The 14,961-nt window shown below is 46.5% G+C and carries 12 protein-coding genes and 1 CRISPR repeat array; of the genes, 1 reads left to right on the top strand and 11 read right to left on the bottom strand.

What is annotated here, in order from left to right; genetic code table 11:
- Positions 1-31: 31 nt before the first annotated feature.
- From AC1S8V_RS05605 to AC1S8V_RS05585, 5 genes are read right to left on the bottom strand one after another with little or no spacing between them, the layout of a single operon-like run.
- The gene (locus AC1S8V_RS05605) at positions 32-1,870 is read right to left on the bottom strand and encodes a cache domain-containing sensor histidine kinase (protein ID WP_482072785.1); all 1,839 of its coding nucleotides are present in this window, start codon (positions 1,868-1,870) and stop codon (positions 32-34) included.
- The gene (locus AC1S8V_RS05600; RefSeq protein WP_482072784.1) at positions 1,867-2,904 is read right to left on the bottom strand and encodes a response regulator transcription factor; all 1,038 of its coding nucleotides are present in this window, start codon (positions 2,902-2,904) and stop codon (positions 1,867-1,869) included. Before AC1S8V_RS05600 ends, AC1S8V_RS05605 begins: the two co-directional genes overlap by 4 nt.
- Positions 2,905-2,946: 42 nt before the next feature.
- Positions 2,947-3,825 (bottom strand): carbohydrate ABC transporter permease, encoded by an 879-nt coding sequence (locus AC1S8V_RS05595; protein ID WP_063567831.1) that lies wholly within the window; start codon positions 3,823-3,825, stop codon positions 2,947-2,949.
- A gap of 12 nt (positions 3,826-3,837) precedes the next feature.
- Positions 3,838-4,755, bottom strand: a complete 918-nt coding sequence (locus tag AC1S8V_RS05590; protein ID WP_482074401.1) for an ABC transporter permease — start codon at positions 4,753-4,755, stop codon at positions 3,838-3,840.
- A 56-nt stretch (positions 4,756-4,811) separates the two neighbouring features.
- Positions 4,812-5,021: a tautomerase family protein gene (locus tag AC1S8V_RS05585; RefSeq protein WP_091015745.1), complete on the bottom strand. Its 210-nt coding sequence runs from the start codon at positions 5,019-5,021 to the stop codon at positions 4,812-4,814.
- Between the two features lie 519 nt (positions 5,022-5,540).
- Here AC1S8V_RS05585 and AC1S8V_RS05580 point away from each other — a divergent pair.
- Positions 5,541-7,277, top strand: a complete 1,737-nt coding sequence (locus AC1S8V_RS05580; protein ID WP_482074400.1) for a methyl-accepting chemotaxis protein — start codon at positions 5,541-5,543, stop codon at positions 7,275-7,277.
- 432 nt (positions 7,278-7,709) lie between these two features.
- Positions 7,710-9,231: direct repeats of the CRISPR family, unit length 33 nt; unit sequence ATTTCAATCCACGCACTCCATACGGAGTGCGAC.
- Positions 9,232-9,424: 193 nt separating this feature from the next.
- Here the strand turns inward: AC1S8V_RS05580 and cas2 are convergent.
- From cas2 to cas5c, 6 genes are read right to left on the bottom strand one after another with little or no spacing between them, the layout of a single operon-like run.
- Positions 9,425-9,715, bottom strand: coding sequence for a CRISPR-associated endonuclease Cas2 (gene cas2 / locus AC1S8V_RS05575; RefSeq protein WP_482072783.1), 291 nt, complete (start codon positions 9,713-9,715; stop codon positions 9,425-9,427).
- Positions 9,716-9,724: 9 nt separating this feature from the next.
- Complete coding sequence (gene cas1c, locus AC1S8V_RS05570; protein WP_482072782.1) at positions 9,725-10,756, bottom strand: type I-C CRISPR-associated endonuclease Cas1c; 1,032 nt, start codon at positions 10,754-10,756, stop codon at positions 9,725-9,727.
- Positions 10,753-11,412, bottom strand: a complete 660-nt coding sequence (gene cas4, locus AC1S8V_RS05565) for a CRISPR-associated protein Cas4 (protein WP_482074399.1) — start codon at positions 11,410-11,412, stop codon at positions 10,753-10,755. Before cas4 ends, cas1c begins: the two co-directional genes overlap by 4 nt.
- Positions 11,399-12,268 carry a type I-C CRISPR-associated protein Cas7/Csd2 gene (gene cas7c, locus AC1S8V_RS05560; RefSeq protein WP_482072781.1) on the bottom strand — a complete coding sequence of 290 codons (870 nt, stop codon included), beginning with the start codon at positions 12,266-12,268 and terminating at the stop codon, positions 11,399-11,401. Before cas7c ends, cas4 begins: the two co-directional genes overlap by 14 nt.
- Positions 12,269-14,197 carry a type I-C CRISPR-associated protein Cas8c/Csd1 gene (gene cas8c, locus AC1S8V_RS05555; protein ID WP_482072780.1) on the bottom strand — a complete coding sequence of 643 codons (1,929 nt, stop codon included), beginning with the start codon at positions 14,195-14,197 and terminating at the stop codon, positions 12,269-12,271.
- Positions 14,194-14,916 carry a type I-C CRISPR-associated protein Cas5c gene (cas5c, locus tag AC1S8V_RS05550; RefSeq protein ID WP_482074398.1) on the bottom strand — a complete coding sequence of 241 codons (723 nt, stop codon included), beginning with the start codon at positions 14,914-14,916 and terminating at the stop codon, positions 14,194-14,196. Before cas5c ends, cas8c begins: the two co-directional genes overlap by 4 nt.
- Between the last annotated feature and the right edge of the window lie 45 nt (positions 14,917-14,961).

Here is a 14,961-nt window from a genome sequence, read left to right as displayed (position 1 = left end):
GTTCTATCTTCCTCCTTGTTATTGGTTTCAATTAAATTCGCTTGCTGTGCTGGTCCGCCGGAAGAGCCATCGTAATGGTCGTTCCCAAGCCTTCCTCACTCTCCATCATCAAGCCGTAAGTTTCTCCAAATACCAGCTGAATCCGGCGGTGTACATTCATAAGTCCGATCCCCCCGCGATGATAAACATCATCAGTGTCTTCACCTGCCAGACGGTTCAGTTCCAGACGGCGACGCAGCTTCTCCAGACGTGCCTTGCTCATGCCCATACCATTATCCTGAACGATGACAAGAAATCGATCTTCCAGGCGCCGAGCATCGATGCGGATAAAATGACCGGGCTCCATGCCTCGCGGAAATGCGTGTTGTAACACATTTTCCACCAGGGGCTGGAGGGTGAGTCGAACCATTTTTTCCAGCAACAGATCCGGTGCAATGATGACCTCAACTTCAAGCTCCCGATCCATGCGATGTTTCATGATGGAAAGGTAGGCCAGCACATGCTTCAACTCATTGGCAACCGTAATTTCCTCCAGATTGGTCTGAATGGAATAACGGAGCATATGAGCCATGGATTCCACCATCTGTGCAATTTCTTCGGAGTCCTGTACGACGGCATAACATTTGATTGTTTCCAGGGTGTTGTAGAGAAAATGCGGATTGATCTGTAACTGAAGCGCCTGAAATTCCGCACGGTGCCGTTCCAGTGCCTCCTGCTGAAGCTCAATTTCCGACTTCTGGCGGCGCAGCTCCGACTCGTATACACTCTCAATCATGTCCGACAGGCGGCTGACCATCAGATTATAGCTGCGGATCAGCACACCAATTTCATCGCGCCTTTCCTTCATCTCCACCTTGTTCCAGATTCCCTTCTCCGTCTGTCTCATTCCGTTCATCAGCACCCGAATCGGTTCCACTTGAGATGCTCCGATCCGGTAGGCCACAACAAGTGCAGCGAGCAAGGTCCCTGCACCAACCCATAATGTGGCTGAGCGGATCGTTGCAATCGGTCTTTGCAGCTCTGACAGCGGCACGGAAGCGACAAAGCGCCAGCCCGAATAGGCAGACAACTCCGATATAAACAGCCGTCTGGTGCCATCCGTGTTCTGTTCCAGTGACCCTGCCTCCATGTGCATAAGTCTGTCCACCGTGCTGGATGTCATCACGATCTGCGCCTCTTCTTCACCAGGAGTGTAGATGACATTTCCGTTCTGATCCATTACATACTGATAGCCCACTTGACCGAGATCGAGTTCTCCCCAGATGTTGTCAAGCTCCAGCACATTCACTTCCATCGCCAGCACTCCGTTTGGTGTATATGAGGACACTCCCCTGATCCGGCGAGCAATCGTAATGACGTTTGCATTCTGTCCACTGCGAATGCTGCGGGTAATCAAAGTCGATTCGCCATTTGCAGGGGTTGCAGCGAGCAACTCCTTATACTGATGTGCAACATCGATATCCGGTATGCCGGCTGAATTCTGGTTGTCATCGATGACTACCCGCCCGTTCTCCCCGATAACATACAGGAACTTGATCTGTGGGTATAACATAAAAACAGGCGGGAACACGTTCCTTTTAATCTGACGGCTATACTCGTAATAGGCATAACTATCCTCCGAATTCATATCGAGAAAGTGCTTCACACTTCCATTCGAGAGGATGGAGTAGGTTGCACGATCATAATTTTGCAAATACAGATCGGTCTGGTATGCCGTATTGCGCATCGTTTGGGCGATGTTGTCCGCGAGCTGGTCGTTCATTTCAGTCGAGGCATAGGTATAGGTAAACAAGCCAATGGCAGACAGGGACAACGTAATCACGACGGCAAAATGAAAGAACAAGCGGATGGACAGGCTGCGCTTCATCATTCAATGCCCAACTTGCTGCGGTATTCGGACGGGGTCAGTCCGGTAATCTTCTTGAATGTCTTGGTAAAATGGGGATGATCCGCATACCCCACTTCGTAGGATATATCCGTAATCCGGTTGCCCGGCTGTTCCAGCATGCGTTTGGCCAGTTCCATTTTGCTGCGTATCCGGTATTGGATAAAGGTCTGACCTGTCGTCTGCTTGAACAGTTGGCTGAAATAGGATGGGTTCAGTCCAAGCTTGGAAGCAATCTCGTCCAGTGACACTTCCCGGCGCAAATGCTTCTCCAGATAGGCTTTTGCTTCTTCCACCGGATGCTTGCGCTTGCCACTGCGCTTTTCCTTGATCGCCTTCATTAACGTGTGGATCTCATTGCCCAGAGCCTCGAAGCACTCTTTTGAGGAAGCGCTTTCATTTATCTCGCAGGATGTACTCATCGTTCCGTTGCCACGTGCGTTCATGCGGGCCACAATCAATTCCAACAATTCTTGAAAAAGCTCCGCTGTCTGCTCAGGCATCAGGGAATATGCCGGATACCGACCAGCCCATGCTGCGAGCAGCTCCGTCACATCGGATTGCCGTAACTCCCATATAGCCTCTTCCAGACGCATCGCCCAATCATTCAGCTCCCTCACGGGTACAAGGGAAACCGTAGGTTTATCCTGTTCGGTGGTCAGCAATTTGAGCAGCAGTTCATGAAGCTCCTGTCGTCCCACAGGCTTCAGCAGATATCGCTTTACCCCATAATCCATACAGGCTCTTGCATATTCAAAGTCCGAATAACCGGAAACCACAATAATGCGCATCGTACTTCCTTGCTCGGATAAACGTCGACACAGCTCAATACCATCCATCGTCGGCATGCGGATATCCGTAAACAGGATGTGCGGCCGAAAGGCATCTACCACCTGAAGGGCCTCTTCCCCATGCGCAGCCTGCCGAATCTCACAGTCGAACAGTCCCGCTTGCTTGATCATCTTCGCCAGACCCATCCGAATCATCGGCTCATCATCCGTAATCAAGATTCTGAACATCGCCATTCCCCCGTTTCCGTCAGATCTGTATGCTTCTTGTACTTAAGATTTGACGGAACCGACCATGATTCCTTTTACAAAATGCTTTTGCAGGAAAGGGTAAATGATAATAATCGGCAAGGTGGCGATGATGATGGTTGCCATTTTGATGCCTTCCGGCGACGTATGTGCAAGGGTACTGTAGACGGCAGAACCTGGATCGACGGAAATATCGTCACTCTCAAACAGCTTCTTGAGTGTTACCTGGATCGGCCACCAGGCCGGATCATTCAGATAATAGAGCGCAGTGGAGTAAGCGTTCCAGTGTCCCACCGCATAGAAAATGCCGAGTGATGCCATGGCCGGTTTGGACAATGGAATGACGATACGCCAGATAATGCCGAATTCCCCACAGCCATCGATGCGGGCAGCGTCGATCAGTTCACCCGGCAGCTGTGCAAAGAACGAGCGCATGACGAAAAAGTTAAAGGCATTAATCGCTCCTGGCACAATCAGTACCAGCGGATTGTTGACCAGATGCAGTTCCTTCATCAAGATAAAGTTCGGAATGAGCGGCGCCGAGAATACAACGGTCACAAGGACAAACATGACAACCAGGGAGCGCCCTTTGTACTCTGGACGGGAAACGGGATACGCCAGCGATGCCGTTGCAGCGAGATTGACCAGCGTCCCGAACAGCGTCACCCCAACCGATACCGCAAAAGCCCGCCAGAACGAAGCATCGCCGAATACATATTCATAATTGATCCAGGTAAAAGCCACAGGCCAGAAGCTAACCTTTCCGCCCATGATCGCTTCCGAGCTGCTAAGTGACTGGGCCAGTACATTAATGAAAGGCAGAATCATCGTCAACGAGAGCAGCGTAAGAAAAACGAGATTTCCAATGCGAAATATACGGTAACGGACACTGGGGGTACGCATCCATCTCGCCTCCTAATATAGGCTTTCGCCGGTTGTTTTTTTGCTAAAGAAGTTACCGAGTAGAATAAGCATCAGGCCCACGACCGACTTGAACAACCCGATGGCTGTTGTATAGCTGTATTGCTGTGAGAGAAGCCCGGCTTTGTAGATGTACGTATCGAGAATCTCGCCAGATTCCAGATTGAGCGGATTCAGGAATACAAACACACGCTCAAAGCCCAGATCAAGGAACTTCCCGATGTGCAGCAGCAACAAAATCATAATCGTTGGCAGCAAGGATGGCAGAGTAATCGACCATATTTGCTTCAAACGTCCGGCTCCATCTACCTCTGCCGCCTCATACAGATCAGGATTGATGCCCGCAATGGCAGCCAGGAAAATAATCGTGCCGTACCCGGAGTCGCGCCAGATCCCGGAACCGATTAGAATGGAACGAATGTACGAGTCTTCTCCAAGGAAGTAGATCGGCTGCATGCCCAGAAATCCAAGTGCCTTGTTCACCACCCCGGCATCCATCGAGAAAATACCCATGAAGATACCGCTAATGACGACCCAGGACAGAAAGTGAGGCATGTAAACAATCGTTTGCAGCAAACGCTTAAACACAATCATCCGTACTTCATTCAGCAGAATCGCCAGTAAGATCGGTACCGGGAATGCAATCACCAGATCATATAGTCCAAGCAGAAGTGTGTTATTGAGAATCCTTAAAAAATCATAATGGCTGAACATCTTCTGGAAATGCTCCAGACCTACCCAATCACTTCCGCTGATGCCTTTGAAAATGTTGTAGTTCTGAAAGGCAATCAATGAACCGAATAAAGGTACATATTTGAAGAGGAAAAAATACAGAATGCCCGGCACGGAGAGCAGATATAGTATCCGGTATCGCCACAGATAACGTCCCGCATCTCCGAGCCGAGCGCCCAGACCAGACGAGTGAAGTCCGGTTGCACCCCGGCTTGGTGGCACGATATCTGCCGGCTTCACGTCTTCTCCCCTCCCTGCTTCTGTGATTGCGCGCTTCTCAAGTTATCAGGAACGTTCTCGTCCCATGGAATTTCATTGAATTCGATGGAAATGTAATCCGGCTCACGGTCGATAATACGCGAGAGCTCGCGTGTGAACACCTCCACTATCTCCTGCTTTTGCTCATCCGTCCTGCCTTCATACAGCCTGATCGTAATTTCTGGCATCCGATTTAAGCTCCCTTCATCACGTGATGTAAACGCTTTAACAACTTCATCTTAGCGTTCCTGCGAAAGGGCAACAATGGACTGTCTTTTCGTTCACTTGTGTTTTCTTTAGGTGTTTGAACTATCACGCCACAGATCCGATAATTTGGAGCTTGCATTAACAAACGTAATAATAAAGTTTGAAAACGAAAAATACACCCACAGAACCAGTACCTTAGAACCATTTTTGCTCTAAAAGCTAATATTAATATGACTTTATAACGATATATTCTACGAAGTAACTTACCTGGGGGTCCTATAAGTGAAGTAGAAATTGAAACAATGTAAGAAGCACACTGAAGCATGAGAGAATGTCACGTAACCACAGCAAAAATCAGAATTATAGAAGTTGCACGATAGCAATTTCCCACTAAATATTCGTTAGATTACATAGCGTATAGCATCCCATCCAGGTATAGTGCATTTTCATATTAGTAGAAGGAGTGAACAATCTTGTTTAATAAGCTTCGCTGGAGTACCATGCCTTTCTTTGTTAAAAATTTGGTGATCTCGTTCGGTAGCATCACCTTGATTGGTATTATCCTGATTACTGCGGCTTACCAGCTGCAAAAGAACATTCTGGTTGAACAGTTGCACGACCAGGCCACCGTCATCACCCAAAAATCATATGAAGATCTGGACACAGCCAAAGTGACCCAAGCCGCCAATGAAAAAAGTTACACAGGTCCTGTGCAACAGGAGATGAAAGCCTATCTCGATTCCATTCATGAGTTCTATCCAAACATCGCGCAGGCGTATATTTTCGGTTCAGAACTTGAGCAAGGAAACGGAACGTCCATCATCGCGATTCCAACGAACCTGCTGGAGCCATTCGAGCAAGACAATCTGCCCGCAGGTGCCATGTACCCGCTGCCCGAGAATAACGTTGTGGTGCTGGAACAGATGAAAAAGGACGGACAGCCTGCCTTCAGTGATTTCTATACCGATGACTACGGAACTTGGACCACCCTGATCTATCCGATTAATAACGCAGATGGCTCCATGTACGCTGCTCTTTTCTTCGATGTAGATGCAAGTGCCGTGCCAAAAGGTCTGAACAAACTGCTTACGTACGGTTTGATGTTCCTGGTCGGTTTCCTGATTCTGTTCATGGTTCTGCAATTCATTTTGCTAAAAAGAACATTGCTGCCCATCCGCAACCTGATGAAGGGAATTGAGGAAGTCAGCACAGGTAATCTGGACGTAACCATCGATACAGGTCGAGACGATCTGGGTATCATTAACGAGAAGTTCAATGCGATGATCCATCGATTCAATACAACCATCTATAAAGTACAGAATACTTCTCATCACCTCTCGGAATCTTCCAAACAACTACTGGGCATTTCCGAGAAAAATAATGTGAACATTCAATCCATCAGCAACAACATCCGAGAAATATCCACCGGACTGGTGTCACAGGACAAAGCCACTGTCGAGAACGCACGCGCCATGACAGAGATGTCAACGGTAGTGCAGACGATCGCCAGCAGTTCAGCTGATGTGGCAGACGAAGCGCTCAGCATGGAGCAGCGCTCCAGTTCGGGTAATGTGGTAATGCAGCAAGTTATTGAGCAGATGCGCCTGATCTCCGGTGCGGTGCAAAATACATCAAACTCCATCCAGTCTTTGGAGAATAATTCGAACCAGATTAGCAACATTGTCAATCTGATTACGGAGATTGCCGGACAAACCAATTTGCTGGCGCTCAACGCTTCAATCGAGGCGGCCCGCGCAGGCGAAGAAGGAAGAGGATTTGCCGTAGTTGCAGGCGAAGTCCGTAATCTGGCCGAGCAATCCCAGGAATCAGCCAAGCAAATTCGACAGTTAATTGAGGAAATTCAGCGCGATATCATGCAGTCTTCCGAAGCGATGCAACTGGGTTCCAAGGAAGTTACCAAAGGCCTGGAAGTTACCCAAGAGACAGGCGTGTTTTTCGAGAATATTCTGACTGCTACGAATAAAGTTGCAAACCAGATTCAGGATATCTCCAGCTCCACCGAAGAAATTTCAGCAAGCACCCAAGAAATGTCTGCCACGGCCGATGAACTGTCTGCCAGTGTCAGCAAGGCAGCAAGCAGCAGTAAACAAATTGAGCAGTCAATTGAAGAGCAGGAAACCTCCATGGCTGCCATTGTGAGTGCCTCCGACGAGCTCTCGGTTGTATCCGAACAACTGCAAGAACTGATCTCGTTCTTTAAAGTACGCGCAGAATAGAATTAGTAGGACATAGATTAAAGTAATAGATACCTCAAAAAACCAAGGCTCATGAGTGACTGGACTCGAAGCCTTGGTTTTTTTGTTGTTACCAGAAAGGCTCTATGACCTTCCCATTCGATATATGTTGATCCTGTTCTGGCGTGAGGGTTATTTCAACCTTTTCCGAATACGAACGACCTTTCGTTAATTTCGTTACCAACTCTTCACTCGTGCTTAATTGTTGCTTTCCAATGAAGAATCGAAACCAATAAAACAAGACAAATCTGTGACACGATTCCCCACTACACGAAACTCTTATCAAGACTTTAATCTGTAATCTATACGTAGTGCGACTTTAGGAGTGAGATCTCCGGGCCTCTCCCCACTAAGATTTCAATCTACGCTTTCGTGCGACAAATTATCTATCAAGTATTGTGCTTCGTCTTTAGTATTTCAATCTACGCACTCCATACGGAGTGCGACTGACAAGCTCAAAGTCCTGGTAAGTCTTGATGAGATTTCAATCCACGCACTCCATACGGAGTGCGACTTTGTCCGATTTCGGACATTACGTCAACATTTGTATTTCAATCCACGCACTCCATACGGAGTGCGACTGGCTGCCAATCACGTCACGAACTCTCAATCTGAATTTCAATCCACGCACTCCATACGGAGTGCGACGTTGACCCCAAAACAAAATCGCTACGATGATTCCAATTTCAATCCACGCACTCCATACGGAGTGCGACGTACATTGCAATGCTTACCAAGACGGAGATGAAATTTCAATCCACGCACTCCATACGGAGTGCGACTCTCAAACAGATCGGGACAAACCTCACTTCTATATTTCAATCCACGCACTCCATACGGAGTGCGACTTCATCTTACCAAGGAGGGATATACATGGACTATAAATTTCAATCCACGCACTCCATACGGAGTGCGACACCGGAATGCCTGGACTGTCTCTTTCACTGGGAGATATTTCAATCCACGCACTCCATACGGAGTGCGACAACAAGCGTTGGCGGCAGCTACACCAGGTGAGCGATTTCAATCCACGCACTCCATACGGAGTGCGACGATGATCGAGCAGACAGATTTCAGGACCATCATTCAATTTCAATCCACGCACTCCATACGGAGTGCGACGTTACTCATGCTGTTAGACCTTGGCTGATTCGTATAATTTCAATCCACGCACTCCATACGGAGTGCGACAAGTGTGGGATGCGAATACTCAGCGCATGTGGAAATTTCAATCCACGCACTCCATACGGAGTGCGACAAATCGAGGATGATGAGGATTATCGTTCGCGTACTATTTCAATCCACGCACTCCATACGGAGTGCGACGAAGAGTTGGCCCAGTGCTGTGAAATATCCTTGGATTTCAATCCACGCACTCCATACGGAGTGCGACCAGATTCGAGAGATTTCAAGACTCGCTACTGCGATATTTCAATCCACGCACTCCATACGGAGTGCGACGAAGAGCAGGACGCTGATACGACGGACGGTATGCAATTTCAATCCACGCACTCCATACGGAGTGCGACGCAAAAGTAGTCGTTACCGAAGATGTGTCAATTATTTCAATCCACGCACTCCATACGGAGTGCGACCCTTATACCTACTGTCTCTTTCTTCAAGTGTTCTGATTTCAATCCACGCACTCCATACGGAGTGCGACTTGGTCACCTCTGTTTGATGTTGGTGGAGCTGACGATTTCAATCCACGCACTCCATACGGAGTGCGACAACAACAATTGGTTTGGAGTCCTGGCCTAAAAGCATTTCAATCCACGCACTCCATACGGAGTGCGACGTACAATTGGATAGGATTTGCAGAAGGTGAGCCGGAGATTTCAATCCACGCACTCCATACGGAGTGCGACAAGAGAGGGCGCTACTTACTGCACATTTGGAAAAAATTTCAATCCACGCACTCCATACGGAGTGCGACAGCGAAAAGTGACGTAACAACTATACTTTACGAATAGATATTAACGTATTTTCGATATTTCTACTTCTTTAAAACGGTTATCACAAATTTCCGACTATATATTATTGCCAAAAGGTCACAAAAACAACCTTTTCGACAAGTTTCGAGGTGCGAATCCCCCAGGAAAATCATGTGAGCTTGGCATTCGCACCTGCTAGAGTATTAACGGATCACCCATATCATAGGAATCTTTGGCACCCATATGTTGAACTTTACTTTTGTAATTATCACCTAAGTTATAGAATCGAAGACTATCTGTATCCTTATCAATTAATTCTTCCAGTTCGAATCTTAATCGTCTAAACTGGGCAGCATCCAGTATACATTCAAACACCGAGTTTTGTACTCGCTGACCGTGATCCACACACTTTTTCGCCACTTTAGATAGTCTTCTACGGCCTTCACTATCTATCGTGCTTACATCATACGTAATCAAAATAAGCAATCGTCACACCTACTTCCAAAGAAATGGTGGATATTCATCCAGATCACCGCGTATATACCTTGCCAGTAATAATGCTTGAGTGTATGGTACAAGCCCCCAAGGTATTTTTTCATTCAAATACGGGTGCATAATCTTCTCTTGTTTGCGCTCCTGCCATGCTTTTAACACTTTCTTTCGTGTTTCATCATCTATAATCACTGCGAGATTTTCTTTGACATAAAAACCTTTATCGTTAACTACCTTTTTATTAATGAGAGAAAGTACAAATCGGTCTGCGTACACTCCTCGAAGTTCCTCCATCATATCCAGTGCAAGTGATGCTCTGCCAGGACGATCCCGATGCAAAAAACCAACGTATGCATCAAGTCCGACAGATTCAAGTGCAGACTTCATATCATTAGCAAGTAAGGTATAAGCAAATGATAATAGTGCATTCACTTTATCCAGCGGAGGACGTCGGCTACGTCCATAAAAATAAAACGATTCTTTTTGCTGTAGAATCAGATCATCGAACACAGAGTTATATTGCACGGCAGCCGATCCTTCCAATCCGCGCAATATATCCAATTGTTCCACCTCGCGCAACAGCTTCATCGTTTCGCCTAGCGACTCCGTGACCTTCTTTATTCGTTCCGTGTTGATGCGTAGTGCATAATCCCGCGTGGCTCGTTCCAGAATCCACTTGTTGTTGTATAACTTTCCTGTAATCATATTACGAGCAACCCGCGCACTGCGCTCCTCATTGTCAGATATGCGGTACTGTTCTTTACGAAGGACCACATTTCCTCGATCCTCACCAATGACACGTGCGAGGAATCGTCCCGTTCGTGTCATAAACGTCAAACTAACATTTCGTGAAGCACAAGCCCCCATCAATGCTGGACTTACTCCAGCATAGCCAAAGGTGCATACAGCCTCCAAATTATGCAGCGGATAGCGAGCAAGAATTTCTTCCTCCTGCTTCACCACAATGTTTTCCCCATCCAGTCCAAGGTATGTATCGGGTAATGTTACAAATAAGGTGTTCAGCAGTTTTTTCATTCATTCAACCTGCTTTCGATGTAACTTGAAACTGAGCGTTTATTCAAGATATCAGGTACACAAATATTGTTCAAAGAACAACTTAGGCAGTGTGGCCCTGCTTTGGCTTTGGGTGTATAGTTCCGTTCAAAGTAATGTCTCATCTCTTGAATACTTGCCTTCACACGTTCCCGATCTGCCGCAGTAATGATGACTTCAACCCTATGTTTGATCTCGTCATAATAAAAATAGGCCTTGGGAATATCACATACGAGCATTTCTTCGAGACATATGACTTGTGCTACCAATTGGGAGTGATCCGAATCATTTCGTTTGGGCTTCCCACGTTTGTATTCAACAGGATAAGGAAGGTATAACCCTTCCTCTCCTGCAAGTGGAACTCCAGCCGGATCACGAATGAATTCAACTACGTCACAGATACCTGTGATGCCAAGTTCTCTCGATTGTACCGGAAGTGCACGAACCACTAGTTTATCGCCTCGTTTTTCACGAAGCGCTGGCTGATCTGCCTTTCGATGCAAATGATCTCCTTCAATGGTACGCACATTGTCTTCCCACTGCTGTTCGATATGAATTAATGCCCACTGTCTTCTGCAAAAGTTAAAATGCTGAATCCCCGAAAGCAGCAGATAATCCTCTTCGTTATAGTCCTTCATATTCTTGGACTGCCAAGCCTTCCAGCGGCACCACTGTATAATTATAATCATCGTAGGACTTTGCTTCTGCTACGTCTGGCTTCAATTCAATTTGCAGAGAACGATGTACTTTCGCAGATGAATATTGCCCCATCTTGGAACTATGCTCCCACCAATACAGTTGGTGCACCTCCATACTACCGTCAGGACGGGCAGAAGACGTATCATTTTCAAATAACGTTCTCAGTGATTCACGAATTTTCTCTGCGTCTTCATATGTAAAGCCAGTCTTCTCAGCCAGTTGCGTGTTGATACTGCCATAGAATACATATACTCCAAAATCTACGCGATGCTTCATGCCCATCGTATCCGATCCTTTTTTGTCCGGATCTTTAGCCGTTGTGACTGAGTTTACACTCTTCGTAATCTGCATGCTGGAAATATCAATCCGATCCAAGCTTACAGCGGTATGGATGGATACTGGACCCCGAATACCGACAGATACGTCTGTGCCGCTAAAAGCAAATACCTGTCCAAAGCTACGTACGTCAATCCAGGACTGACAAGCGGCTTCTGCATACAGATCTTTGTTTGCCTTCTTGCCTTTGGCATGTTCTTGCACATTCTCATTGGCATCAACACGATCTTTAATGGAACGGTGACTATCATTACGTTTTTCATCGGATTGTACGAGAATGGACTCTCCCATATCCTGCAGACGATTACGAATTTTACGTTTGATACATACATCCGAAATTTCTCCAAAACCATCGTAGTTCTGACGAGGACGGTTTCCATTCAGTGGATCACCATTCGGGTTGGCATTACGCACAGACAGCACAACAGCAAAATCGATTTTGTGATCAAGTGTACTCATTTAGTTATCCCCTTGTTCGTTCAATTGGTTTTCATCTTCTATATCAATTGTAGCTGCGGCTTCCTTATCTTTCTTGCTTGTGTATAAATCGTTACGCTGACTGTAAAACCCTAATAAGTACAATCCCGTAAGTGGCTTGTCTGTAAAATCTTCCAACTGAAGTTTGGCCCCAACTTCATCCAGCAACGAATTATAATATCTGGCACCCGTCCCCATTCGCGCTTGGTAAGGTTGGAGATTAGATTGAATAATGCTCCAAGTTCTGCCTGGTCGTTGCGCAAAGGCGTTCATATATCGAATGGCATTTGTTGCTCGTTTTTCCTCTTTACCAAGAGCACTTCTCTCTAATACATCTGCAATGGCAAGCATTCTGCCAAATAAGTAGCTACGATCCGTTGTTTCAGTATTCAGACTCACTCCGTACCCCTCCTTCTTATTAACAAGTGCGCAAGTAATACTCAGCGTTTTCTCCCATTCCCAATTTTCCATGCCTACCGGGTTGGATGCACGTTGGATAGAACTGCGAACAATATCCAGCGGAATGGGACGTTGATCAACAATACATGGAAGCATCCGCTCCATTAATCCTTTAACTACCTTATCACTGGCTCGTGGGCCATAGGCTGCAAAAGCAATGTCTTTGGTCGCAGGCGCCCCAATAAACGCGACGGGTTTATCGTTTTTATTTTTCCGATAACGATGTAACCAATAACAGCTTTCATGCCAAGCTAATATTCGATCCAAATACTCGTTCTGATCTAAATTCCGATAATACATAATCGACATCCTACCCGGTGTAGCCGCATCCAGTGTCATAAGGGTCACTTCATGTTTGGAGTTATACTCCCCATCGTATCGGTAACCGCCAATCGCCTTCCAGATTTGCAAAGCAAACTCCTTATGAGTTGTGTCCCCCCCAGCAAATGCTTCCTCATCATCCTCATCCCACAAGCTAAATGTATCTTCTTGAGGTTCTGGCATATCCAGACTTGTACTACCCCACACCAGAAACACTTTGCCATCAATCGTGGTTCCTTGTCGGTCAATGAGCCACTTCAGAGCGTTATGCCCTTTCTGCGAGGCTTCGTAGCTTACTACCGCTGCATCACGACTAGTACGAAAACGACCCCGATACGTAAATCCACTAGAGTCATTAGCTGAGATCAACTTGGACTTATCCCCTGAGTGACGTATGCGAGAAGCATGTTTATCAGCAACTGGCAGGTAATCACCTGTCACGAAACAGATATCCTTGTCCTGCAAACTCATCTCGTAAAACTGGATAAAGGATTGTTGTACCGAAGCATCACGCCATAATCTGGATTCGGGTTCTCCTGGAATATCTACAGCAAATCGAACAAATGCCCCACTCTGATCCGCAGCGATAACATTAAAAATTTTCGGTTTCTCGCCTTCCTGGTCACCTGGTCCTGCGATCCACTTCTCCAGTAGCTTTCCTCGACTATCCGCATGAAGTATCCCTCTGTCCACTAGATCAGCGATCAGCGTGCCTTTGGTGACATAGTGAAGTACACTCTGTACTTTAGAGTGAGTAAAGGGAGATTCGCACCAAGCCTTCAGTTGGGTCAAATAATCCTGATACGGTGTTCCCTTGACCTCTCCGCAGAACTGAGTGTAATCTCCTGCAACATAGGATAACTTGTCAAAAAGCGGATACGGTACAGGCGCACTCGTTCGGCTTGCGGAAGCTTCGGTGCAAGGAATAATCGTGCTGCCATCATTCTTTTCTACCACTTTGGCATTTACGATATCTCCTTTTCCATTCAGATGCACTTCAATATGCGCGGTCTGTGTTGTGTGCGAGATTGGAATCAAGGCGTATTCCTTACCGTTTTTCTTCATTTCAAATTGACCGACAACCTTAGCGTGATCATCATACGTTTTGCTTAAATTGGCAAGCCAGCTCATCCACTCACCTCATTTCCGAACCATTCTGAGTGAAGATCATCTACAGATTGCATATTCCCTGCATCGAATATTTTAGCTGTACCTTCTCCCGCTTTGCGTACCAATGTACATTCATCCGGACGGATAAACCGAATGACACCATACTGCATTTTCGCTTTCCACAGGCGAACTTCTCGCTCATTGCTTCCTGTTTCATCCGGGTAACTGATTCCATGTAGCATTGTGCCAAAATCAAGCTCACCTATACGATCATAGAAGCTCTCGTCTTCACCGAACTGGCAAGGTTCGACGTAACCCTGACATTCACGAGTTCCCAGGAAAATATCTCTTCGTCCTCCGACCTGGACAGCTCGTTTAGCGATATTGTGGTGTTTGTGTTCGTTCTGGTCATGTACCAGATCTTCACGATGAGGATTAAATTCAAAATGAGCCTTCACCTGATATCGAACATCTCTTAAATAGGTGTAATAGGCCAGTGTGTTGCCCCCGCTATATTCAATCGGACGCATGCCCTTCGATTCCGTTTGAATTGGATTCATGATGCGGACTTCGTCAATAATCCAGATCAGCGTTGGCTTCCAGTAGATTGATTCCACGATCCCTTTGAGGGCTTGGTATGTAGGAATCTGATAAGAGAATTTTTCTCCTCCAAGTTTCGTGAGTGGATCGGTGAATAGCGCATATTTTCCAGAAACCTCAAATTCGATTTGGTTCCTCAACATTTCAGCTCCTTTCTATGGGGTATAGGAGGGAGAAACATGTGG

The sequence above is a fragment of the Paenibacillus sp. B46(2026) genome, from assembly GCF_056786355.1.
Note: the sequence above shows the minus strand (reverse complement) of the source record. Positions and strands in the feature narration are given on the sequence as shown.

What these genes read in the sequence shown, in the direction of transcription:
- cas1c (WP_482072782.1), bottom strand. Translation starts at nt 10,756, where the DNA reads ATGAAAAAACTGCTGAACACCTTATTTGTAACATTACCCGATACATAC.
- AC1S8V_RS05600 (WP_482072784.1), bottom strand. Translation starts at nt 2,904, where the DNA reads ATGTTCAGAATCTTGATTACGGATGATGAGCCGATGATTCGGATGGGT.
- cas7c (WP_482072781.1), bottom strand. Translation starts at nt 12,268, where the DNA reads ATGAGTACACTTGATCACAAAATCGATTTTGCTGTTGTGCTGTCTGTG.
- AC1S8V_RS05585 (WP_091015745.1), bottom strand. Translation starts at nt 5,021, where the DNA reads ATGCCAGAAATTACGATCAGGCTGTATGAAGGCAGGACGGATGAGCAA.
- cas8c (WP_482072780.1), bottom strand. Translation starts at nt 14,197, where the DNA reads ATGAGCTGGCTTGCCAATTTAAGCAAAACGTATGATGATCACGCTAAG.
- AC1S8V_RS05595 (WP_063567831.1), bottom strand. Translation starts at nt 3,825, where the DNA reads ATGCGTACCCCCAGTGTCCGTTACCGTATATTTCGCATTGGAAATCTC.
- AC1S8V_RS05605 (WP_482072785.1), bottom strand. Translation starts at nt 1,870, where the DNA reads ATGATGAAGCGCAGCCTGTCCATCCGCTTGTTCTTTCATTTTGCCGTC.
- AC1S8V_RS05580 (WP_482074400.1), top strand. Translation starts at nt 5,541, where the DNA reads ATGCCTTTCTTTGTTAAAAATTTGGTGATCTCGTTCGGTAGCATCACC.
- cas4 (WP_482074399.1), bottom strand. Translation starts at nt 11,412, where the DNA reads ATGAAGGACTATAACGAAGAGGATTATCTGCTGCTTTCGGGGATTCAG.